Here is a 22,620-nt window from a genome sequence, read left to right on the forward strand (position 1 = left end):
AGCGGGGTATGATAGCCGGCCCATGCGAAACACTGAAAATATATCCAGCCCTCCGGGCGCCCGCAGACCATGATCAGCAACGAACTCAAAGCCACCATCCAGGGCGCTTATTCGCGTTTCCTCGAAGCCAAAAGCCTCAAGCCACGCTATGGCCAGCGCCTGATGATCGCCGAAGTGGCCAAGGTGCTCGGCGACATCGCCTGCGACGACGAAGGCCGCCGTGCCGGCGAGCCCGCCGTGGTGGCGGTGGAGGCCGGTACCGGTACCGGCAAGACCGTCGCCTACAGCCTGGCCGCGATTCCCGCCGCCAAGGCCGCAGGCAAGCGCCTGGTGATCGCCACCGCGACCGTGGCGCTGCAGGAGCAGATCGTCTTCAAGGACCTGCCCGACCTGATGCGCAACAGCGGGCTGAACTTCAGCTTCGCCCTGGCCAAGGGCCGTGGCCGCTACCTGTGCCTGTCCAAGCTCGACATCCTGTTGCAGGAAGGCCACGCCCAGTCGGCCACCGCCCAGTTGTTCGAGGAAGAAGGCTTCCATATCGAGGTCGACGAGCGCAGCCAGAAACTGTTCAACAGCATGATCGAGAAGCTCGCCGGCAACCGCTGGGACGGTGACCGCGACAGCTGGTCGGAGGCCATCGAGGACCAGGACTGGGCACGCCTGACCACCGACCACAGCCAGTGCACCGGTCGCCATTGCCCGAACTTCCAGCAGTGCGTGTTCTACAAGGCCCGCGAAGGCATGGGCAAGGTCGACGTGATCGTCACCAACCACGACATGGTCCTGGCCGACCTGGCGCTTGGCGGCGGCGCCGTGCTGCCCGACCCGCGCGAAACCATGTACGTGTTCGACGAAGGTCATCACCTGCCTGACAAAGCCATCGGCCACTTCGCCCATTACTCGCGCCTGCGCTCTACCGCCGACTGGCTGGAACAGACCGCCAAGAACCTGACCAAGCTGCTGGCCCAGCACCCGCTGCCGGGCGACCTGGGCAAGTACATCGAACAGGTGCCGGAACTGGCCCGCGAAGTGCGAACCCAGCAGCAGTTCATGTTCACCCTGTGCGAGCAGGTTGCCGACTTCCGCGCCGGCGAGGACATGGAAGGTCGCGACCGCCCGCGCTACCGTTTCGAAGGCGGCGTGGTACCCGAGCAGATCCGCGAAGTCGGTATCGAGCTCAAGAAAGGCTTCGCCCGCCTCAACGACCTGTTCACCCGCCTGGCCGACCTGCTCAAGGAAGGCATGGACGGCGAGAACAACATCGGCATCGCCAGCCACCAGGCCGAAGAGTGGTATCCGCTGTTCGGCAGCCTGGTGACCCGCGCCCAGGGTAACTGGGAGCTGTGGACCGCCTTTACTGCCGAAGACCCCGAGGACAGCCCGCCCATGGCGCGCTGGCTGACCCTGGCCGAGAGCGGCGCGCTGTTCGACATCGAAGTCAACGCCAGCCCGATCCTGGCTGCCGAGATGTTGCGCAAGAGCCTTTGGAACGTCGCCCATGGCGCCTTGGTGACCTCGGCGACACTCACCGCGCTGGGCAAGTTCGACCGCTTCCGCATGCGTTCGGGCCTGCCCCGCGATGCCGTGCAGTGCGTGGTGCCCAGCCCGTTCGTGCACGGTGACGCCGGGCTGTTGCGAGTGCCCGACCTGGGCGCCGACCCACGCGATGCCACCGCCCATACCGCAGCGATCATCCGCGAACTGCCGGCCATCGTCGAGGATGCCCGTGGCGCGCTGGTGTTGTTCTCCTCACGCAAGCAGATGCAGGACGTGTTCGATGGCCTGGACCGCGACTGGCGCAAGCTGGTGCTGATCCAGGGCAACCTGTCCAAACAGGAGACCCTCAACAAGCACAAGGCGCGGGTCGACGATGGCCAGCACAGCGTGCTGTTCGGCCTGGCCAGCTTTGCCGAGGGCGTCGACCTGCCGGGTGCCTACTGCGAGCACGTGGTGATCGCCAAGATCCCCTTCGCCGTGCCGGATGACCCGGTCGAAGCAGCGCTGGCCGAATGGATCGAAGCCCGGGGCGGCAACCCGTTCATGGAAATCGCCGTGCCCGACGCCTCGCTGCGCCTGATCCAGGCCTGTGGTCGGCTGCTGCGCACCGAGCAGGACCGTGGCGTCATCACCTTGCTCGATCGACGTCTGGTCACCCAACGCTACGGCAAGGCTATTCTCAACGCACTGCCACCCTTCCGACGGGAAATCGGCTGACCGCCGGAGCAACACGCGCCCCTCGTTGTCCATTACTCGATCTGGAGCCCGTGACGGGCTCTGAAGGAGAGCCACCGCCCTATGATCCGCCGTACCCTGCCTGTGATGTTCTCCCTGTTGTTCAGCGCGCCCTTGCTGGCCGGGCAACAGACGTTGTTCAGTTTCGTGCGCCCGGCCTCGGTGGTGCAGGTGATCACCCAGGACGCCACGTTGCCGCAGTACAACGCGGAGCAGACAGCCGAAGGCGAGGTGTTGCGGCGGGTGGTGTTCAATCCGGTGGCACAACCGACCTTGCGCCTGGCCCCTCAGGCCGGGGCCTGGGACTGGTCGGCGGGGCAAGCGTTGACCTTGCGCCTGCAAAGCGGCATGGATTGGGCGTTGACCGTCGATGTGACGATCCAGAGCAGCGACGGGCGCACCCTCACCAGCCGGATCGACCTGCCGGCCGGTCCGGCGCAGACGGTGATGATCCCGCTCAAGGCCCATTCGCCGCTGAGCCAGGGCATGCGTGCCGGGCCGCCGATGCCATGGACCTTCGAAGGGCAGCGCCTGCTGCTGGCCAGCAGCACGGGCGCGGCGGACCTGGCGCAGATCACTTCGGTCAGCCTGAGCATCCCGGGGCCCAATGTGGCCCAGAGCCTGCTGATCGAGAGGGTGGGGCTGCAGGATGACGACAAAGCCTTCAAGGCCGCCTATGCCGGCCTGATCGATGGCTATGGGCAGTCCACCCGTGGCCGTTGGCCGGAAAAGATCGCCAGCGACGATCAGCTCAAGGCTGCCGACAACCGCGAGCAGGCCCAGCTCAAGGCTTGGCTGGCCGAACGCGCCAAGCAGAAACTGGACCTCTACGGCGGCTTGCTGACGGGGCCGGTATTCGAGGCCAAAGGCTTCTTCCGCACCGAGAAGCGTGACGGTCGCTGGTATCTGGTCACGCCGGACGGGCATCCGTTCTACTCGCTGGGGGTCAACGCCGTGGCCGCCGATGGCGGGCGCACCTATGTCGCTGGGCGCGAGGAAATGTTCGCGACATTGCCGGCTGAAGGCGATGCGCTGCAGGCGTTCTATGGTGAGGGCAACAACGACGACGGCAACGCCTCATCCCAGGGCCGCGGCTTTAAACAGGGCCGCTGGTTCGACTTCTATGCCGCCAACCTCCAGCGTACCTATGGTGCACCGTGCCCGCAGGGTGACCAGGCAGCGGCCTGCCCGCCGCTGGCAGTGGAGGCTTCGCGCTGGCAGGCGCATACCCTTGACCGCTTGCAGGCCTGGGGTTTCAACACCCTGGGCAACTGGAGCGATCCGGCGCTGGGCCAGGCCAAGCGCATGCCCTATACCTTGCCGCTGTCGATCGTCGGCGATTACGCCAGCATCAGCACCGGCATGGACTGGTGGGGGCGCATGCCCGACCCGTTCGACCCGCGTTTCGCCATGGCCACCGAACGGGCCGTGGCCATTGCCGCGCGCGATCACCGTGACGACCCTTGGCTGATCGGCTATTTCGCCGACAACGAATTGGCCTGGGCCGCGCCGGGCGATGCTCCCAAGGCTCGCTATGGCCTGGCCTACGGCACCTTGCGCCTGACCACCGATGTGCCGGCCAAGCGTGCCTTCCTCAAGCAACTGCGCGACAAGTATCGCAACCAGGAGGGCCTGTCGAAGGCCTGGGGTATCGAGCTGACGGCGTGGGAGCTGATGGAGGACCCAGGCTTCGAGGCGCCCCTGCCCAACCCGGAGCATCCGGAAATCGAACGTGATTACCAGTATTTCCAGCAAGTCTTTGCCGAAACCTACTTCAAGACCATCTCCGATGCGCTGAAGTGGCATGCGCCCAATCACCTGCTGCTGGGGGGGCGCTACGCGGTGAGCACGCCCGAGGCGGTCAAGGCCTGCGCGGCGTTCTGCGATGTGCTGAGCTTCAACTTCTATACCCTCAAGCCCGAGGACGGCTACGATTTCGCCCGCCTGGCCGAGCTGGACAAGCCGGTGCTGGTGTCCGAGTTCCAGTTCGGCTCCCGTGATCGCGGCCCGTTCTGGCCTGGGCCACTGGAAGTGGCCCGCGAGGAAGACCGTGGCCCGGCGTATGCCAATTTCCTCAAGGCCGCGCTGGCCCAGCCGATGATCGTCGGCGCGCACTGGTTCCAGTACCTGGACCAACCTGCCAGCGGGCGCCTGCTCGATGGCGAGAATGGGCACCTGGGGCTGGTGGCGATCACCGACGTGCCCTATGCGGGCTTCATCGAAGCGGTACGCCGCAGCAATCGCCAAGCGATTTCTACGTTGACCAAACCGGCACCCTAACGACGGCTGGGCCTGTTCGGCCACAACCACCCAGCCATCTTCAGTAGGCAAATTGCCCAACTACTGAAACAATGCACGCTTTTGCAAGCAGGCTGTGCAGAGAGGTAGTCGGGTGCAGATCCAGGGTCACTATGAGCTGAAGTTCGAGGCGGTGCGCGAGGCCTTCGCCGCGTTGTTCGAGGATCCCCAGGAGCGGGGTGCCGCGCTGTGCATCCAGGTCGGCGGGGAGACCGTGGTCGACCTGTGGGCTGGCAGCGCCGACAAGGACGGCCGCCAGGCCTGGCACAGCGACACCATCGCCAACCTGTTCTCCTGCACCAAGACCTTCACCGCCGTCACTGCCCTGCAACTGGTGGGCGAGGGCAAGTTGGCCCTTGATGCCCCGGTGGCGCGCTACTGGCCGGAGTTCGCCCAGGCCGGCAAGGAGCAGGTCACCCTGCGCCAACTGCTCAGCCACCGCGCCGGCCTGCCGGCCATCCGCGAGCTACTGCCGGCCGAGGCCCTGTACGACTGGCAGACGATGGTCGACACCCTGGCTGCCGAAGCCCCCTGGTGGACCCCGGGCACCGAGCATGGCTACGCCGCCATTACCTACGGCTGGTTGCTTGGCGAGCTGATTCGTCGCGCCGATGGGCGTAGCCCAGGCGATTCCATTGTTGCCCGTACCGCCAGGCCATTGGGCCTGGACTTCCATGTTGGCCTGGCAGATGAAGAGTTTGACCGCGTGGCGCACATCGCCCGCGGCAAGGGCAACCCTGGCGACGCCGCAGCCCAGCGCCTGCTGCAGGTGACCATGCGCGATCCCGAGGCCTTGTCGACCCGGGCTTTCACCAATCCGCCGGCGATCCTCACCAGCACCAACAAGCCCGAGTGGCGACGCATGCAGCAACCGGCGGCCAACGGCCACGGCAACGCCCGCAGCCTGGCAGGCTTCTACGCCGGCCTGCTCGATGGCAGCCTGCTCGAATCCGAACTGCTTGACGAGCTGACCCGCGAGCACAGCCTCGGCCAGGACCGCACCCTGCTGACCCAGACTCGTTTCGGCCTGGGCTGCATGCTCGATCAGCCGGATGTGGCCAACGCCACCTTCGGCCTCGGCGCCCGAGCCTTCGGCCACCCGGGCGCGGGTGGCTCGGTTGGCTTCGCCGACCCTGAATACGACGTCGCCTTCGGCTTCGTCACCAATACCCTGGGCCCCTATGTGCTGATGGATCCGCGCGCGCAGCAACTGGTGCGGATCCTTGGCAGTTGCCTTTGATCGGGTAACGCGGGTATTGCCCGAACCCTTTGACTATCCTCAATGCCAACGCCTGACGCGTATGGGCAAAATTTCTTTCTATTTCATGGTGTATCGCTGATGTCTTCACATAAAACCTTAGCACTCGCCCTGTGCCTGGCCATGACCGGCTGCGCCAGCCACTCGCAGGACTCGTCCAAGGACAGCGCCCTCAACTGGTGGCCTTTCGGCTCGGACAAGGTCGCTGACCAGGAGGTGAAAGAGGCCGTGGTCGAGAAGGTCGCCAAGGCCGATGCCAAGTCCGAGAGCAGCAGCCGCTGGTGGTGGCCGTTCGGTGGCGACGACAAGCCAGGCAAGGTCGCGGCCGTGCCGAAGATCGACCAGAAAGCCACCCAGGCCTGGCTCGACCAGTACGAACCCAAGGTCCGCGAGGCTATCAAAGGCAGCAAGTTCGAGCTGGAGCGCCGCGAGGATGTGCTGGCCGTGACCATTCCGGTGGACAGCTCGTACAACCCGGACCGCCCGAACATGCTGCTGCCAGTCACCCTCGGGCCGATCACCCAGGTGGCCAAGGCCATCGAGACCGACAGCAAGACCGCCGTGCTGGTCCTTGGCCATGCCGACAGCAGCGGCGCCACCGCCGCCAACCAGAAGCTCAGCCTCGAGCGCGCCGCCTCGGTATCGGCGATCTTCCGCCTCAGTGGCCTGCAGCGTGACCGCCTGATGCTCAAGGGCATGGGCTCGGTCATGCCGCGCGCCGCCAACGACAGCGCCGAAGGCCGCGCCTTGAACCGCCGCGTCGAACTGCTGCTGACCCCACAGAACACCATGGTCGCGTTGCTGGCCAAGTACCAGCAGGCCGCTCCGGCACCGGCTCCGGCGGCGATGGTCGCCACCCAGGATGCCAAGGCCCCTGCGGCCAAGCCAGCTGCCAAGGCTGCAGCCAAGCCGGCGGCGAAGAAGCCCGTCGCCAAGGCCAAGGCGCCGGCCAAGGCCAGCACCGCCGCGAAGAAGAAAGCCGCTCCGGCCAAACCGGCTGCGAAGAAGGCCACCACCGACAAGAAAGTCGCCGCCAACAGCCCTGCGAAGACCAACTGATCGTCAAGGAAACGCAGTCATGACCCAATCCCTGGCCGATATGCGCCGCGACTATACCCGTGATGGCCTGGCCGAAGCCCAGGCTCCGGGGGAGCCGTTCGCGCTGTTCCATCAATGGTTCGCTGACGCGGTGAAGACCGAGCAGTTGCCGGTGGAAGCCAACGCCATGACCCTGGCGACCGTCGATGCCGACGGTCGTCCGCATTGCCGGGTGCTGTTGCTCAAGGCCCTCGATGCGCGCGGGTTCACCTTCTTCACCAACTACCAAAGCGCCAAGGGTCAGCACATCGCGGCCAATCCCTTCGCGGCGATGACTTTCTTCTGGCCGGCGCTGGAGCGTCAGGTGCGGATCGAAGGGCGGGTGGAGAAGGTCACGGCCAAGGAATCGGACGATTACTATCAGGTACGCCCATTGGGCAGCCGCCTGGGCGCTTGGGCGTCGCCGCAGAGCCGGGTGATTGCCGATCGCGAGGAGCTTGAAGGGCTGGTCAAGGCCACCGAGGCACGCTTCTCCGATACCCAGCCGCATTGCCCGGAGCACTGGGGCGGTTATCGCCTGCTACCTGAGCGCATCGAGTTCTGGCAGGGGCGGGCCAGCCGCTTGCATGATCGCCTGAACTACCGGTCGGTCGATGGCCAGTGGCTGCGCGAGCGCCTGGCGCCCTGATAAGCGCGGCCCATCGCGGCACAAGGCCTCCTACAGGAACCGTGTAACCCCTGTAGGAGCGGCCTTGTGCCGCGATGAGCTGCAAAGCAGCCCCAACATTACCGATCCCCCGCCGCCTCCCGCTCCAGCCATGCCGCCAACTCCTTGCGCCGCACCTTCTCCACCCGCGCCCGCGCCAGCAGCTTGAGCATCAAATCGCGCTTCGCCGGATCCTCTCCCGCCAGTGACAACGCCAGGTCGCGGTCCATCCAGCGACGCATGCGCACATACAGCCAGCCGTGGAAATACAGGCCGGCGATAGTCACCACGACGACGATGAAGTAATCCATGGCTATCCTTGGTCTCACGTAAGTGCCCGCTTCACGGTCGGCGCAGGCTGTACCTGGGCTGAATGAAAACAATTTTATAACGTTTGCGCCGTGACACTTGTCAAGGCGCGGAGTCTAATGGACACCTGTCTTATGGAGATTGACCCCATGCGTAAATCCGCTTTGCTGCTGGCCAGCTTCACCACCGTCTCGCTGCTGCTGGGCGGCTGCCAGTCGTCGCTGACCGGCGACAGCTATTCCCGTGATGAGGCCCGCCGCGTGCAGACCGTGCGCATGGGCACCATCGAGTCCCTGCGTCCGGTGAAGATCGAAGGCACCAAGACCCCGATCGGCGGTGGCGCTGGCGCCATCGTCGGTGGTGTCGCCGGCAGTGCGGTAGGGGGTGGCCGTGGCAGCATCGTCGCCGCTGTGATCGGTGCCGTGGCCGGTGGCCTGGCCGGTTCCGCCGCTGAAGAGGGCCTGACCCGCACTCAGGGCGTCGAGATCACCGTGCGTGAAGACGACGGCAGCATGCGTGCCTATGTGCAGCAAGTGCAGCAGAACGAAATCTTCCGTGTTGGCGAGCGCGTGCGCATCATGACGGTCGATGGCACCAGCCGCGTCACCCACTGATCGCCGTACAAAAGAAACCCCGAACGGGCCTGGCCTGTTCGGGGTTTTCTTTTGCCTGTACCGCCATCTTCGCGGGCAAGCCCGCTCCCACAGGTTCAGTGAAAACCTGTGGGCCCGCGATGGGACTACAGGCCGAGCATATCCCGTGCGACGGCTTCGGCAATGCGAATGCCATCGACACCGGCCGATAGTATACCGCCGGCATAGCCCGCGCCTTCGCCCGCCGGGAACAGGCCCTTGAGGTTCAGGCTTTGGTAGCTGGCATCACGGGTGATGCGCAGCGGCGATGAAGTACGGGTCTCGATCCCGGTCAGCACTGCGTCGTGCAGGTTGTAGCCCTTGATCTGGCGGTCGAACGCCGGCAGTGCTTCACGGATCGCTTCGATGGCGAAGTCCGGCAGGCTCGGCGCCAGGTCGCCCAGGGTCACGCCCGGTTTGTACGAAGGCTCGACGCTGCCCAGCGCCGTGGACGCACGCCCGGCGACGAAGTCGCCGACCAGCTGCGCCGGGGCCTGGTAGTTGCTGCCGCCCATCACATAGGCGTGGGCTTCCAGGCGCTCCTGCAGTTCGATACCGGCCAGCGGGCCGCCTGGGTAGTCGCGCTCGGGGTCGATGCCGACGACGATGCCCGAGTTGGCGTTGCGCTCGTTGCGCGAGTACTGGCTCATGCCGTTGGTCACTACGCGGCCCGGCTCGCTGGTGGCGGCGACCACGGTGCCGCCCGGGCACATGCAGAAGCTGTAGACCGAACGACCGTTCTTGGCGTGGTGCACCAGTTTATAGTCGGCGGCGCCAAGCTTCGGGTGGCCGGCGTACTTGCCCAGGCGCGCCTTGTCGATCAGCGATTGTGGGTGCTCGATACGGAAGCCGACCGAGAACGGCTTGGCCTCCATGAACACACCCTTGGCATGCAGCATGCGGAAGGTATCGCGGGCGCTGTGGCCCAGGGCCAGGACCACATGGCGCGAATGCAGTTGCTCACCACTTTGCAGCACCACGCCGGTGAGCTGTTCGCCGTCCACCAGCAAGTCGGTGACCTTCTGCTCGAAGCGCACCTCACCACCCAGGGTGATGATTTCCTCACGCATTTTCTCGACCATGCTGGTCAGGCGGAAGGTACCAATGTGTGGCTTGTTGATGTAGAGGATTTCGTCCGGCGCGCCGGCCTTGACGAACTCTTCCAGCACCTTGCGGCCATGGTGGTTCGGGTCCTTGATCTGGCTGTACAGCTTGCCGTCGGAGAAGGTCCCGGCGCCGCCTTCGCCGAACTGCACGTTGGACTCGGGATTGAGCACGCTCTTGCGCCACAGGCCCCAGGTGTCCTTGGTGCGTTGGCGCACTTCCTTGCCGCGCTCGAGCACGATCGGCTTGAAGCCCATCTGCGCCAGCAACAGGCCGGCGAAGATGCCACAAGGGCCGAAACCGACCACGATCGGGCGCTCCTGAAGCTCGCTCGGGGCCTGGCCGACGAACTTGTAGCTGACATCCGGGGCGACGCCGATCTTGCTGTCGTCCTCGAAGCGGCGCAGCAGTTCGGCTTCGTTGCTGGTCTCAAGATCGATGGTGTAGATGAACAGCATTTCGCTGTTCTTCTTGCGTGCGTCGTAGCTGCGCTTGAACAGGGTGAAACCGAGCAGTTGCGCGTCGTCGATGCCCAGGCGCTGAACGATGGCCGCGCGCAGCTCATCGTCGGAATGGTCCAGGGGCAGCTTCAGTTCGGTGATTCGTAGCATGGCAGGGTCCAGTATCCCGGCCATGGGCGGCCGGCGGCTTTACACAAACCGCCAAGTATAAGCTGTTCGCCGCCCTGACTGGCAGGATTAAAGTACCCGGCGATCAGAGGTCGCGGGCACCGCCGTAGTAGGCACAGCCTTGCAGGGTCTTGCCGTCCATGCGCAGCTCGGCCTTGAGGTGACGGATCGCGCCAGTGGCACCGTCGACGCAGCGTTGCGGCGCGACCCACAGCTCGACGCGCTGGCCGTTGGCCTCGCTGGACAGGCTCAAGCCACCGCCGGGCAGCGCTTCTTCGAGGTACGGCAGCGGCAGCGGTGCCTCGCCTATACGGTTGAGGACCATACCCTTGCCGCTGGCCTTGATGTCCCAGTCCGGTTCGTGGCCGCCAGCATGCAGGGTCAGCTGCTTGAAGTTGGGGTCTTCGCAGCCACGGTATTCGGAGGATTCGAGACGGTACAGGCGTGTCACCTCGAGCTTGCCGTCGCTGCCTGCCTGCTGGGTGCCGGTCATGCGCCCGCGTACATCGGCGAACAGCTTGTCACCGGCATCTTCGGCCAGGTTGGCAGCTTCCTGGAGGATGCCGGTGCCGGCTGTGTCGTTGATGATGAAACGGCGGCTCTCGCTGCATGGCTTGAACAGGAGCTGGCCGCCGGCCGCGCTCAGTTCGCCCTGCAGGCGGGTGGTGCCGAGGTTCGGGTCGACTGGCTTTTCGGCCAGCATCTGGCAGCCGGCGAACAGCGGCAGCAGGGCGGTGAGCAGCAGGGAAGGGGTGAGGCGCATGGGGCGGGCTCCGGGAAACTTTGCGAAATAACGGGCCACGGTACCGAGGCTGGGCGGTGATCACAAGTGAACCCTGTGTCGGCCCTTTTGCGGGCAAACCCACTTCCATAGGTACATCGGGTAGTGGCGAACCTGTGGGAGCGGGGTTTACCCGCGAAGAGGCCAGGGCAGGCGAGGCATTTCCACCAGGCAGAAAAAAGGGCCTTGCGAAGGCCCTTTGTTCTTTTATCCCCCGAGATACGCGTCGCGCACTTTCGGGTCGGTCAGCAACGCTTCACCGGTGCCCTGCATCACCACCTTGCCGTTCTCCAGCACATACGCCCGGTCGGCGATCTTCAGTGCCTGGTTGGCGTTCTGCTCCACCAGGAACACGGTCACGCCATCGCGGCGCAGCTGTTCGATGATGTCGAAGATCTGCTGGATGATGATCGGCGCCAGGCCCAGAGACGGTTCGTCGAGTAGCAGCAGCTTGGGCTTGCTCATCAGCGCCCGGCCGATGGCGAGCATCTGCTGCTCGCCGCCGGACATGGTGCCGCCGCGCTGGATATAGCGCTCCTTCAGGCGCGGGAACAGCTGCAGGACCTTGTCCAATTGCTCCTGGTAGTCGCCCTTGTCGGTGAAGAACCCGCCCATGGCCAGGTTCTCCTCGACCGTCAGGCGCGAGAACACACGGCGGCCTTCCGGCACCACCGCGATGCTCTTGCGCATGATGTGCGAGGATGGCTGGCCGACCAGTTCCTCGCCCAGGTACTTGATGCTGCCGCTGCTCGCCTGGGGCGAACCGCACAGGGTCATCAGCAAGGTCGACTTGCCGGCGCCGTTGGCGCCGATCAGGGTGACGATCTCGCCCTGGTTGATCTCGACGTTGACGCTGTGCAGCGCCTGGATCTTGCCGTAGAAGGTGGAAACGTTCTCGAACTTCAGCATTTACGCCTCCCCCAGGTAGGCCTTGATCACATCAGGGTTGCCGCGGATCTCTTCCGGCGTGCCGTCGGCCAGGGGCGTGCCCTGGTTGATCACCACGATGTGGTCGGAAATGCTCATCACCAGTTTCATGTCGTGCTCGATCAGCAGCACGGTCACGTTGTGGGATTCGCGCAGGTAGGCGATGAGGGCCTTGAGGTCCTCGGTCTCCTTGGGGTTCAGGCCGGCGGCCGGTTCGTCGAGCATGATGATCCGCGGTTGGGTCATCATGCAGCGGGCGATTTCCAGGCGTCGTTGCTGGCCGTAGGCGAGGGTGCCGGCGGTGCGGTTGGCGAATTCGGTCAGGTTGACCTTGTTCAGCCAGTACTGCGCGCGCTCCATGGCTTCCTTTTCGCTGCGGCGGAAGCTCGGCGTCTTGAACAGGCCGGCGAAGAAGTTGGTGTTCAGGTGGCGGTGCTGGGCGATCAGCAGGTTTTCCAGCGCGGTCATTTCCTTGAACAGGCGCACGTTCTGGAAGGTCCGTACCACGCCCTTGCGAGCGATCTGATGGCCGGCCAGGCCCTGGATCGGCTGGCCGTCGAGCAGGATGGTACCGCCGCTGGGCTTGTAGAAGCCGGTGAGGCAGTTGAACACGGTGGTCTTGCCGGCGCCGTTCGGGCCGATCAATGCCACCACCTGTTTTTCCTTGACGGTCAGGCCTACGCCGTTGACCGCCAACAAGCCGCCGAAGCGCATGCTCAGGCCGCTGACTTGCAGAATTTCGCGGCTCATCGAGGCAGCTCCATGTGCGGACGTTGCATAGGCAGCAGGCCCTGCGGACGCCAGATCATCATCAACACCATCAGCGCACCGAACATCAACATCCGGTATTCGCTGAACTCACGCATCATCTCCGGCAGCAGGATCATCACGATGGCCGCGAGAATCACGCCCAGCTGCGAACCCATGCCACCCAGCACGACGATGGCGAGGATGATCGCCGACTCGATGAAAGTGAACGACTCCGGTGTCACCAGCCCTTGGCGGGCGGCGAAGAAGCTGCCGGCGAAACCGGCGAAGCAGGCACCCAGGGTGAACGCCGAGAGCTTGATCACGGTGGGGTTCAGGCCCAGCGCTCGACAAGCGATCTCGTCTTCACGCAGGGCTTCCCAGGCACGACCGATTGGCATGCGCAGCAGGCGGTTGATGACGAACAGCGCCAGCAGCGCCAGCAGCAGGGCGACCAGGTACAGGAAGATGACCTTGTTGATCGAGTTGTATTGCAGCCCGAAGAACTCGTGGAAGGTCTGCATCCCTTCGGCGGCCTTGCGTTCGAAGGTCAGGCCGAAGAACTCCGGCTTGGGGATGTTGCTGATGCCGTTGGGGCCGCCGGTCCAGTCTGTGAGGTTACGCAGGAACAGACGGATGATCTCGCCGAAGCCCAGGGTCACGATCGCCAGGTAGTCGCCGCGCAGGCGCAGCACCGGGAATCCGAGCAGAAAGCCGAAGGTGGCGGCCATCAGGCCGGCAATCGGCAGGCACACCCAGAAGCTCCAGCCCAGATAATGGGAGAGCATCGCGTAGCTGTAGGCGCCGACCGCGTAGAAACCGACGTAGCCCAGGTCGAGCAGGCCCGCCAGGCCGACCACGATGTTCAGGCCCAGGCCCAGCAGCACGTAGATCAGGATCAGCGTGGCGATGTCGACCGCGCCGCGGGAGCCGAAGAACGGCCAGATCAGCGCGGCCACGATCAGCCCCATGATCACCCAGCGCTGGGTTTTCGGCAGGGTCAGGAAGTTGCTGACCGATGGCGGTACCAGTTTGCGCTCCGAGCGGCGACCCATCACCGCGCTCCACTGCTTGTCGAACAGCACGCGCAGGAACATCAGTACCGAGCACGCGGCGATGATGCCGATGGTGAACGAACCCTGGCTGTGCACCACCAGGCTGATGCCGTCGATGCTGAGTTTCAGGCCCAGTACCGGGAAGGCCACGGCCCAGACCAGCAAGGCGCTGAAGAACGCCTGTTTGAGATGTCTGTTCATACTTTTTCAACCTCCGGACGGCCCAGGATGCCGGTCGGCCGGAACAGCAGGACAAGAACCAAAAGACCGAATGCCACCACGTCCTTGTACTGGTCGCCGAAGATATCGGCGCCGAACGCTTCGGCCACGCCCAGCACCAGCCCACCGAGCATGGCGCCCGGAATGCTGCCGATGCCGCCCAGTACCGCCGCGGTGAAGGCCTTCAGGCCCACCAGGAAACCGGCGTTGGGGTTGATCACCCCGTACTGCATGCTCAGCAGCACGGCCGCCACCGCCGCCAGGGCGGCGCCGATGACGAAGGTCAGGGCGATGATGTTGTTGGTGTTGATGCCCAGCAGGTTGGCCATCTTGATGTCCTCGGCGCAGGCACGACAGGCGCGGCCCAGGCGAGAACGGGAGATGAACAGGGTCAGGCAGGTCATGGCGATGAGGGTCACCACGAACACCAGGATCTGCATGTAGGAAACCAGCACTTCCTCGGCGCCGCCCGGGCCAAACGAGAAGCTGCCGGGGATCAGGTTGGGGATGGACTTGTCCTTCGAGTCCTGCGACAGCAGGACGGTGTTCTGCAGGAAAATCGACATGCCGATGGCAGAGATCAGCGGGATCAGCCGGTTGCTGTTGCGCAGCGGCCGGTAGGCGACCCGTTCGATGCTGTAGCCGTAGGCGCTGGTGACGCAGATCGTGGCGACGAAGGCCACGGTCATCAGGATCGGCAAGGAGTGGATGCCCATCATGGCCAGCCCGGCAAGGGCGATGAAGGCCACGTAGGAGCCGATCATGTACACCTCGCCGTGGGCGAAGTTGATCATGCCGATGATGCCGTACACCATCGTGTAACCGATGGCGATCAGCGCGTAGGTACTGCCGATGGTCAATCCGTTAACCAGTTGTTGTAGGAAATGGTAGATCTCAGGCATTACAGCGCTCCTAAAAACCTGATTTGCATTTCGCTGGCGGGGGTGACCCGGGCCCTTGTTCTCGCGGTCTTCGCCACGTGATCTTGTGCGGGCACTGCCAGGAAACCGCGGGTGACGGTTTTAAGATTTTCAGGTGAGCCGGCCCCCGGATCGCGGGGATCGGGCCCATAGAACCTCGTAAAACAAAGCCCACTGCTCGCACAGTGGGCTTCTCGGTCAGCTATTAGTCACGCAGTTACTGAGGGGAAACTTCGGTCTTCGGCTTGCCGAAGTGCCATTCGTAGACCACGAACTTGAAGTCCTTCAGGTCGCCTTTCGCGTCGTAGGACAGGTCGCCGGTCGGGGTCTTGAAGGTGCCGGCGTGGATGGCTTCTGCCACCTTGTCGGCGTCTTCGGATTTGGCGGCCTTGATGCCTTCGGCGATAAGCTGGACAGCCGAGTAGGCCGGGAACACGAATGGACCGCTCGGGTCCTTACCGTCGGCCTTGATGGCGTCGACGATGGCCTTGTTCGCAGGGTCGGCGTCGAACGACTTCGGCAGGGTGACCAGCAAGCCTTCGGAGGCGCCCTGGGCGATCTGCGAGATGGAGTCGTTACCCACGCCTTCCGGGCCCATGAACTTGGCTTTCAGGCCCTTCTCTTGCGCTTGGCGCAGGATCAGGCCCAGCTCTGGGTGGTAGCCGCCGTAGTAGACGAAGTCGACGTTGTTCTGCTTGAGCTTCTGGATGATCGAGGAGAAGTCCTTGTCACCGGCGTTCAGGCCTTCGAAGACGGCGACCTTGGTGCCTTTCTTCTCAAGGGTGGTCTTGACCGCGGTGGCGATGCCTTCGCCGTACTGCTGCTTGTCGTGCAGGACCGCAACGACCTTCGGCTTGACGTGATCGGCGATGTAGTTGCCAGCGGCCGGGCCCTGGGCGCTGTCCAGGCCGATGGTGCGGAAGATCAGCTTGTAGCCACGGGCGGTGATGTCCGGGGAGGTGGCGGCGGGGGTGATCATGATCACGCCTTCGTCTTCGTAGATGTCGGACGCAGGCTGGGTGGAACTGGAGCACAGGTGGCCGATCACGTACTTGACGCCATCGTTGACCACTTTGTTGGCGACGGCCACGGCCTGTTTAGGGTCGCACGCGTCGTCGTATTCCTTGGCTTCGAGCATCTTGCCATCGACGCCGCCCTTGGCGTTGATGTCCTTGATGGCCTGTTTGGCGCCGATGAACTGCATGTCGCCGTATTGCGTGACCGGGCCGGTCTTGGGACCGGCGATGCCGATCTTGATGGTGTCGGCGGCAAACGAATGGCTGGCAACCCCGGCCAGAACCATTGCGGCGAACAGCTTGGAAATCTTGATCATAGTGCTCCACTCATTCTGTTGTAATTCTTATAGTCCTGAGGCCAGGGCTACAGACCGGGCGGGATTCGCGGACTGGCTACGCCATGCCGTAACCCCACCTTCCCCCGGAACATGTCCCGGAACTGTACCGGTACAGTGTAGAGCGCTGTCCGAGCGCTTGAAAAGCGGGCGAAAAGCGTCTGTCTCGAGGGGTGTCGCCTGATCGACATAAAGATACAGAAAAGCGCCATCAATTTGCCTGCATCTTCGGCCCGTCCCCACAAACTCGGGCCGGATCGACCAAATTACGTATTTGAAACCGGGTTTTTCTGCAAAAATGCCGGCCTTTTTTGTTGGACGATCTTTGTGCAGGTAACCCATGACTGATCAAGTAAGCACCCTCTATGCCAAATTGCTCGGCGAGACGGCCGTCATCGAGTGGAAAGCCCTGGAGCGTTTCTGGGCCAAGGGTGACCTGATTTGGGTCGACCCCAGCCTTGACCTGATCACCGTTGCCGAGGCGATGGCCGAGAATCGCAGCGAGATCTTCGCCAAGTGGCGTAATGATGGCACTGTCGGAGCAGTCTCTGCCGAGCAGGCACTCGACCTGCAAACCCGCGATCCAGAGATCTGGGCGGTAGTGGTTTCGCCGTTCATCGTGATTCAAGCGAAGAAAGCGGAATAAGTACGCGCTTTTTTAGTGCGTGAAAACGCGCAGGCGCCTCGAGAGAGTGCGCATTGACGCTCACGTAAGGTGGAAGTTGGTAACAGTGGCGGGGTAATTCGGCGGGGCGGTAACAGTTTACGGAATGCGTAACTGGGGAGCTGTGTAGCTCACTCGCATTCGCCGTTTCGCGCCAAGCTCGCCCCTGTGGGAGCGGGCTTGCCCGCGAAGCTGGCGCCGCGGTGTATGGCACCGGCTTTGCCGGTGTTCGCGGGCAAGCCCGCTCCCACAGGGTTCGGCTGTATCAGTAATCCACGCGCCCGGTATGGCTGTTCAGCGAAATCACCCGGGTCTTGCCGATGCGATGACGGAAGATCTCGCGCAGGTACTTCACCGCCTTCTTCACGCACTCACGCGACAGGCGGATGTCGTTGATCGAGACGAAACGGCTCTTGTCGTTGATCAGCTCGCGGTATTTCTTCTCGTACATCGGCTTGATCGCGTACCAGTTGGTGTCGAGGATCTTCGCCGGGTTCTCGAACTCGTTGAGCAGGTCGTCGATACGCTCCTCTTCGAAGTGCTCGCTGGTGATGAACTCGAGGATCGCATTGTCCATGGTGTCGTCGAAGCGGTACGGATTACGCGCGAAGCAACGCTTGATGAACGCCACGATCAGGGTCAGGAAGTCGTCCGACAGGCATGGGCTCTTGGCGATCAGGGTGGTCAGCGACAGGTTGGCCGAGGCGCCGATCACCAGGGCGTAACGCTTGAGCGTGGTGTTGGGGAACAGGCTGTTGAGGTGGGTCTTGAGCCGGTTCAGGTCCATGTACGACAGCTTGTAGTCCTTGGGCAGGGAAACGATCGACACCACCGACGAGCAGTTCTTGAAGAAGTGCAGGTCGTGCAGGGCCGCGGCGTCGTAGCCCGAGGCCTGGTACTGCTCCAGCGCGGCGCGGTAGCGACGCGACTCGATCGGCAGCAGGCTGATGCCTTCGATGGCCTGGGTCTGCTTGTTGAAGTGCGGCAAGTCGATGGAGCGGAAGAACAGGTCGTCGATGTCCAGCCGTGGCTGCTCGCGCTCGAACACCTTGAACTTGTCCGACCCCGCCGGCGGCACTTCCGGTACCACCGACTCGGCGTAGGCGATGGCCACCGGGCCGGCCAGGCTCATGAACAGGTCGTTGGCATCCAGGCGGATGGTCTCGCCGATGTCGATGCCGGCGCGGCGGAAGTAGTTCTGGTCGTAGTCGGTGGTCACCGCCTGGGCGGTGAGGATGTTGAAGATCTGCTGGGAGATGTACTGGTTGGCGTGCTTCTCCATGGCGTTGACGTCGATGTTCTGGATCGTGCCGTCATCGCTCTCCTCGGCATAGCGCATGATGTCGTTGGAGATCAGCATCATCGCGTTCCACGGGCGGATGCGGCCCATGACGCTGGCTTCGCTGCTGTCTTCATTGTCGAAGTTGTACGAGAAGTCCCATTCCTCCGACAGGTACTTGCACAGCAGGCGCCCGGCGTTGATGTGCAGTGCCTCGGACATTTCGCTGCGGTGGTCGGAGGCATTGGGCAGCACGCAGATGCCGCTGGTGAAAATCGGCTCGAAGACGAACGAATGCCCGCTCTTGCCGTCGTTCTCGTCGGCCGGCTTGGTGTCGAAGGTCTTGTTCATGTACGAGTACTGCTGGGCCAGGCCGAACTCCGAGGCCATGCCCGAGCCGGTACCGCCGCCGGCGCTGAAGATGTAGAAGTACAGGCGCGACTGGTTGGCCTTGATGCCGCAGGAGTCGATCAGGTAGGAGTGGATCAGCTTCCAGTCGGCGCTGGAGAAACGCTGGGTGTCCTTGTTGAGGATGATCTTGGCCAGGTACTGGCCGAGGATCGGCGCGTTGCCGGCGCCACCGGCATGCACCTCGGACAGGTCCATGATCTTCATCTTGCTGTAGTCGCGCAAAAAGCCGCCGCGCTCGCCCTTGCGCGAAAAGCGGATACGCCCGGCGATGTCCTTGTCGAGGTCGCCAAGCATCACCAGAGGCTCGACCAGGAACACTGGCTTGGCCGCCTTGCTCTGCACCAGGCGCAGGTTCTGGCGGATCCAGCGCGCCGGGCTGTAGCCCGCTTCACCTTTGAAGCGGTCCTCGTTGTTGAACTCGTTGAGGAAAAAGGTACGGGCGTTGTACACCAGCTCCGCCACGTCCAGGGCGATGTTCGAGCCACAACGGCCTAGGCCGATCAGGCACACCGACGGGAACTGCTGCTCCAGGCGCAACTGGTCCTCGTCCTCGACGTGCAGGTTCTGCGGGAACACCAGCTCGCGCAGGCCGTCGAGGTTGTCGAGGATGCGCTGGATGTCCTGCTCGGTGAAGTACAGGTACTGCTGCGCGGGCAGGCTACGGGCGACGGGCAGGTCGCGGGCGCTGCCGGCAGCCGGTGAGGTGGGGCTGAGCGACGACTCGGGGAGCGCATTGGCAGAAGTGTTCGTAGAGGTCATAGTGCGCCATTTGCCTGAAGTGATTGGCTTCCCGGTGATGCATGTCATCTGGCCATCACGGAGAAATTTCGCGACTTTATCAGTGCGTCTTTTTTTTATGCGATAGGGGTTTTCCTTAGCGCTTCTAAGGTTTTTGCCTCGCACCCGCATTGCATCGTCCGTTTGTCACGCTTCTTTAATCTGGAGTTGCTCATGAGTACTGCCTTGCCTTCGTTGGGGTTCGCCGGGATCGGCTTGATGGGGCTGCCGATGTGCCGTCGCCTGCTGTCTGCCGGCTACCCGCTGACCGTGTGGAATCGCAGCCCGGAGAAGTGCGCCGAGCTGGTCGCCGCTGGGGCGCGCCTGGCGGCGAGCCCACAGGACCTGTGCGAGGGGACCGACATGGTGCTGCTGTGCCTGGCCGACACGGCAGTGGTGCGCGAGGTGGTGTTCGGTGAGTGTGGTGTTGCCCAGGGCGGACGCGAGGGCCAGTTGCTGGTGGATTTCTCCAGCCTGGAACCGACCGCCACCCGGGAGATGGCTGCCGAACTGGCGGCGCTGTGTGGCATGGCCTGGCTCGATGCGCCGGTGTCCGGTGGCACGCCGGGCGCCGAGGCGGGTACCTTGGCGATCATGGTCGGTGGCGAGGCGGATGACCTGGCGCGGGCGCGTCCGGTGCTGCTTGCCCTTGGCCAGCGGGTGACGCACATGGGCGGTGTCGGCACGGGGCAGGTGACCAAGGCGTGCAACCAGATGATCGTCGCCTGCAATGCGCTGGTGATTGCCGAGGTGGTGGCCCTGGCCGAACAGTCAGGGGTGGACGCGAGCTTGATCGCCGAGGCATTGGCCGGTGGTTTCGCCGACTCCAAGCCTTTGCAGATACTGGCCCCGCAAATGGCCGAGAGCCGTTTCGAGCCGGTCAAGTGGCATGTGCGCACCTTGCTCAAGGACCTCGACACCGCGGTGAAATTCTCTCGCGAGCAAGGTTCGGCGACGCCGCTCAGTGGCCTCGCCGCGCAGTTGATGCGCCTGCATGGTAGCCAGGGGTATCTGCAAAAAGATCCGGCGACCCTGGTAACGCTGTATCGCAACAAGGGCTGAGGTCGCTGTCCCGGCTGTCGAGGCGTTCGAGGGTTGGCCTTAGTTCGGCCAGCGGCAGCGGGCGGCTGAGCAGGTAGCCTTGCAGGTAGTCGCAGCCATGGCTGGCGAGGAACTCATGCTGCTCGACGGTCTCGACGCCTTCGGTGACCACTTTCAGGTGCAGGGTGTGAGCCATGACGATGATCGCCTGGACGATCTCGCGGTCCTTCTGATTGCCCGGCACATCGTGGATGAACGAGCGGTCGATCTTCAGCACGTCCAGCGGCAGGCGCTTGAGGTAGGCCAGCGAGGAGTAGCCGGTGCCGAAGTCGTCGATTGACAATGCCACGCCCATGGCGCGGATGCGCTTGAGCAGGCTGACGGTGTGCTGGATATCACCCATCAGGGCGTTCTCGGTGACTTCCAGCTCTAATTGGCGTGCGCCCAGCCCAGCCTGGAACAGCGCCATTTCCACTTCGGTGGCCAGTTCCTCGCGGCCCAGGGTCAGCGCTGAACAGTTCACCGTCACCTTGAGTTCGCCATAGCCATGCCGATTGAGCTGGGCCAGGTCATGGCAGGCGCGGCGCAGCACCCACAGGTCGAGCTCGGCGATCAGACCGTTGGCCTCGGCGATGCCGATGAAGCGTTCCGGGCTGAGCAGGCCATGCTGTGGATGCTGCCAGCGTACCAGGGCCTCGAGTTTGGCTACTTGGCTGTTGCGCAGGTCGAAGATCGGCTGGTAGTGCAGGCATAGGCCTCGTTCCTCGAGCAGTGCCATGCGCAGTTCTTCCTCGAGCTGCAGCTCTAGGGTGGCGCGGGTCTTGAGCCCGTCGTTGAAGAAATTCAGGTTGTTGCGCCCACAGCCCTTGGATTGGTAAAGCGCCAGGTCGGCGTTCTTCAGCAGTTCCTCGGTGCTCAGGCCATCGTCGGGGTAGATGCTGATGCCGATGCTGGTGGTCATCACCATGCGCCGCCCGGCCAGGTCGATCGGTTCCTTCATCCGCTGCATGATGCGCTGGGCCAGGTGCCGGGCCTCTTCGCGGCTGTTGAGGTTGGTGACGATGCAGAATTCGTCGCCACCGAAACGGGCCACCAGGTCCTGGCTGCGGGTGGCGGCCTTGATATGCCCGGCGATCACCTTGAGCAGTTCATCGCCGGCGGCGTGGCCGAGGCTGTCGTTGATGCGCTTGAAATGGTCGATGTCGAGGAACATCACCGCCAGCATGCTGCCATGGCTGGCCTGCTCGGCCAGGCGCTCGGCGAACACCTGGTTGAAGCCGCGGCGGTTGACCAGGTTGGTCAGGGCGTCGTAGTGGGCCGCTTGCTGCAACGACATACGCGCCTGGTCGAGTTGGCTGAGCAGCACATTGACCCGGCGCAGGTCGTGTTCCTTGCTTTGCAGCTTCTTGTCGGCCAGGGCCGCGCTGATGCTGCTGCCGCTGATCAGCAGGGTGATGAAGGCGATGGTCAGCGCCAGTTGCAGGCTGTTGTCCACCGTGGGCAGGCGCAGGGCGGTTTCGCTGGGAATTACCAGGGTCATCGCGGCCATGCCGGTGAAGTGGGTCAGCATGATGCCCCCGGCCATCAGCAGGCTGGCGCCGTACTTGAGCAGCAGGTGCACGGTGCCGCTGCCCTCGTGGAAGTAACGGGCTATCAGCAGTGCCAGCAGGCTGGTGGCGATGGCGATGCCGATCGAGGCCAGCAGCAGGCTGGTCTGGTAGTACTGGTGGGCGCTGGTCTGCAGCGCGGCCATGCCGATGTAGTGCATGGCGCTGATGCCCAGGCCAATGAACAGCGCCGTTTGCAGGTAATGGCGCAGGCGCATCTGGCTGCGGTTGAGGCTGTTCATCGCCAGCCAGGCGGCGAGCAGGGCGATCAGCAGTGACAGGCCGGTGAGCGGGGCGTCGTAATGGATTTCCAGTGGCGCCTGGAAGGCCAGCATGCTGATGAAGTGCATGGCCCAGATGCCGCCGGCCAGGCAGCAGGCACCCAGCACTCGCCATTGACGGCGGGCGAAGCGGTCCTCGCAGTGACTTTGCCGTTCGGCCATGTCGAGGGTGGCGAAGCAGGCGGCGCAAGCCACGGCGTAGGCGAGCAGCACCAGGAAGGGGTTGTGTCGGCAGTCGAGGATGATTTGTCCGGTCGCCGGCAGCTCGGCGAACAATCGCAGTCCCAGCCACTCCATTGCAGGCCTCTTCGTCGAGTCTTCACTCGTCCCCAAAAAGCACGGATGGAGACTGTT

Annotated in this window: 18 protein-coding genes; 8 read left to right on the forward strand and 10 right to left on the reverse strand. The window is 63.8% G+C overall.

The features are described 5' to 3' along the window. The first annotated feature begins 69 nt into the window (after window positions 1-69). From dinG to pdxH, 5 genes are all read left to right on the forward strand, one after another. On the forward strand, window positions 70-2,214 hold the full coding sequence (gene dinG / locus HU772_RS05820; protein ID WP_186662266.1) for an ATP-dependent DNA helicase DinG: 2,145 nt from the start codon (window positions 70-72) through the stop codon (window positions 2,212-2,214). Window positions 2,215-2,295: 81 nt separating this feature from the next. After that, window positions 2,296-4,512 (forward strand): beta-galactosidase, encoded by a 2,217-nt coding sequence (locus HU772_RS05825; protein ID WP_186662265.1) that lies wholly within the window; start codon window positions 2,296-2,298, stop codon window positions 4,510-4,512. 112 nt (window positions 4,513-4,624) lie between these two features. Next, window positions 4,625-5,770, forward strand: a complete 1,146-nt coding sequence (locus HU772_RS05830; protein WP_186662264.1) for a serine hydrolase domain-containing protein — start codon at window positions 4,625-4,627, stop codon at window positions 5,768-5,770. A 99-nt stretch (window positions 5,771-5,869) separates the two neighbouring features. Then, on the forward strand, window positions 5,870-6,847 hold the full coding sequence (locus tag HU772_RS05835; RefSeq protein WP_186662263.1) for an OmpA family protein: 978 nt from the start codon (window positions 5,870-5,872) through the stop codon (window positions 6,845-6,847). A 19-nt stretch (window positions 6,848-6,866) separates the two neighbouring features. Continuing rightward, window positions 6,867-7,514 (forward strand): pyridoxamine 5'-phosphate oxidase, encoded by a 648-nt coding sequence (gene pdxH, locus HU772_RS05840; RefSeq protein ID WP_186662262.1) that lies wholly within the window; start codon window positions 6,867-6,869, stop codon window positions 7,512-7,514. Between the two features lie 98 nt (window positions 7,515-7,612). On the opposite strand, the gene HU772_RS05845 is transcribed toward pdxH, so the two are convergent. Beyond that, window positions 7,613-7,843: a hypothetical protein gene (locus HU772_RS05845; RefSeq protein WP_186662261.1), complete on the reverse strand. Its 231-nt coding sequence runs from the start codon at window positions 7,841-7,843 to the stop codon at window positions 7,613-7,615. 147 nt (window positions 7,844-7,990) lie between these two features. On the opposite strand from HU772_RS05845, the gene HU772_RS05850 reads away from it, so the two are divergent. Next, window positions 7,991-8,455 (forward strand): outer membrane lipoprotein, encoded by a 465-nt coding sequence (locus HU772_RS05850; RefSeq protein ID WP_023632818.1) that lies wholly within the window; start codon window positions 7,991-7,993, stop codon window positions 8,453-8,455. A 125-nt stretch (window positions 8,456-8,580) separates the two neighbouring features. Here HU772_RS05850 and HU772_RS05855 read toward each other — a convergent pair whose 3' ends face one another. From HU772_RS05855 to HU772_RS05885, 7 genes are all read right to left on the reverse strand, one after another. Then, entirely contained in the window at window positions 8,581-10,188 is a 1,608-nt protein-coding gene (locus tag HU772_RS05855) for an NAD(P)/FAD-dependent oxidoreductase (RefSeq protein WP_186662260.1), read from the reverse strand. Window positions 10,189-10,291: 103 nt separating this feature from the next. Next, entirely contained in the window at window positions 10,292-10,969 is a 678-nt protein-coding gene (locus HU772_RS05860; RefSeq protein ID WP_186662259.1) for a COG3650 family protein, read from the reverse strand. Between the two features lie 225 nt (window positions 10,970-11,194). Then, a complete protein-coding gene (locus tag HU772_RS05865; protein WP_028692122.1) occupies window positions 11,195-11,896 on the reverse strand; it encodes an ABC transporter ATP-binding protein in 702 nt (233 codons plus the stop codon). Continuing rightward, entirely contained in the window at window positions 11,897-12,664 is a 768-nt protein-coding gene (gene livG, locus HU772_RS05870) for a high-affinity branched-chain amino acid ABC transporter ATP-binding protein LivG (protein ID WP_186662258.1), read from the reverse strand. Beyond that, the gene (locus HU772_RS05875) at window positions 12,661-13,917 is read right to left on the reverse strand and encodes a high-affinity branched-chain amino acid ABC transporter permease LivM (protein ID WP_186662257.1); all 1,257 of its coding nucleotides are present in this window, start codon (window positions 13,915-13,917) and stop codon (window positions 12,661-12,663) included. The genes livG and HU772_RS05875 overlap by 4 nt, the downstream gene beginning before the upstream one ends. Next, window positions 13,914-14,837: a high-affinity branched-chain amino acid ABC transporter permease LivH gene (gene livH, locus HU772_RS05880; protein ID WP_138221160.1), complete on the reverse strand. Its 924-nt coding sequence runs from the start codon at window positions 14,835-14,837 to the stop codon at window positions 13,914-13,916. The genes HU772_RS05875 and livH overlap by 4 nt, the downstream gene beginning before the upstream one ends. A gap of 235 nt (window positions 14,838-15,072) precedes the next feature. After that, complete coding sequence (locus HU772_RS05885) at window positions 15,073-16,188, reverse strand: branched-chain amino acid ABC transporter substrate-binding protein (protein WP_186662256.1); 1,116 nt, start codon at window positions 16,186-16,188, stop codon at window positions 15,073-15,075. A 358-nt stretch (window positions 16,189-16,546) separates the two neighbouring features. Here HU772_RS05885 and HU772_RS05890 point away from each other — a divergent pair, with 358 nt between their 5' ends. After that, the gene (locus HU772_RS05890; RefSeq protein ID WP_062363838.1) at window positions 16,547-16,852 is read left to right on the forward strand and encodes a DUF2288 domain-containing protein; all 306 of its coding nucleotides are present in this window, start codon (window positions 16,547-16,549) and stop codon (window positions 16,850-16,852) included. Between the two features lie 283 nt (window positions 16,853-17,135). On the opposite strand, the gene HU772_RS05895 is transcribed toward HU772_RS05890, so the two are convergent. Next, entirely contained in the window at window positions 17,136-19,319 is a 2,184-nt protein-coding gene (locus HU772_RS05895; RefSeq protein ID WP_186662255.1) for a hypothetical protein, read from the reverse strand. Window positions 19,320-19,511: 192 nt separating this feature from the next. Between HU772_RS05895 and HU772_RS05900 the strand changes: the two genes are divergently transcribed. After that, window positions 19,512-20,399 carry an NAD(P)-dependent oxidoreductase gene (locus HU772_RS05900; RefSeq protein WP_186662254.1) on the forward strand — a complete coding sequence of 296 codons (888 nt, stop codon included), beginning with the start codon at window positions 19,512-19,514 and terminating at the stop codon, window positions 20,397-20,399. Here the strand turns inward: HU772_RS05900 and HU772_RS05905 are convergent. Beyond that, a complete protein-coding gene (locus tag HU772_RS05905) occupies window positions 20,299-22,563 on the reverse strand; it encodes a putative bifunctional diguanylate cyclase/phosphodiesterase (RefSeq protein ID WP_186662253.1) in 2,265 nt (754 codons plus the stop codon). The genes HU772_RS05900 and HU772_RS05905 overlap by 101 nt on opposite strands. Between the last annotated feature and the right edge of the window lie 57 nt (window positions 22,564-22,620).

Origin of the sequence: Pseudomonas xantholysinigenes (assembly GCF_014268885.2) — a bacterium.
Lineage (GTDB): Bacteria > Pseudomonadota > Gammaproteobacteria > Pseudomonadales > Pseudomonadaceae > Aquipseudomonas > Aquipseudomonas xantholysinigenes.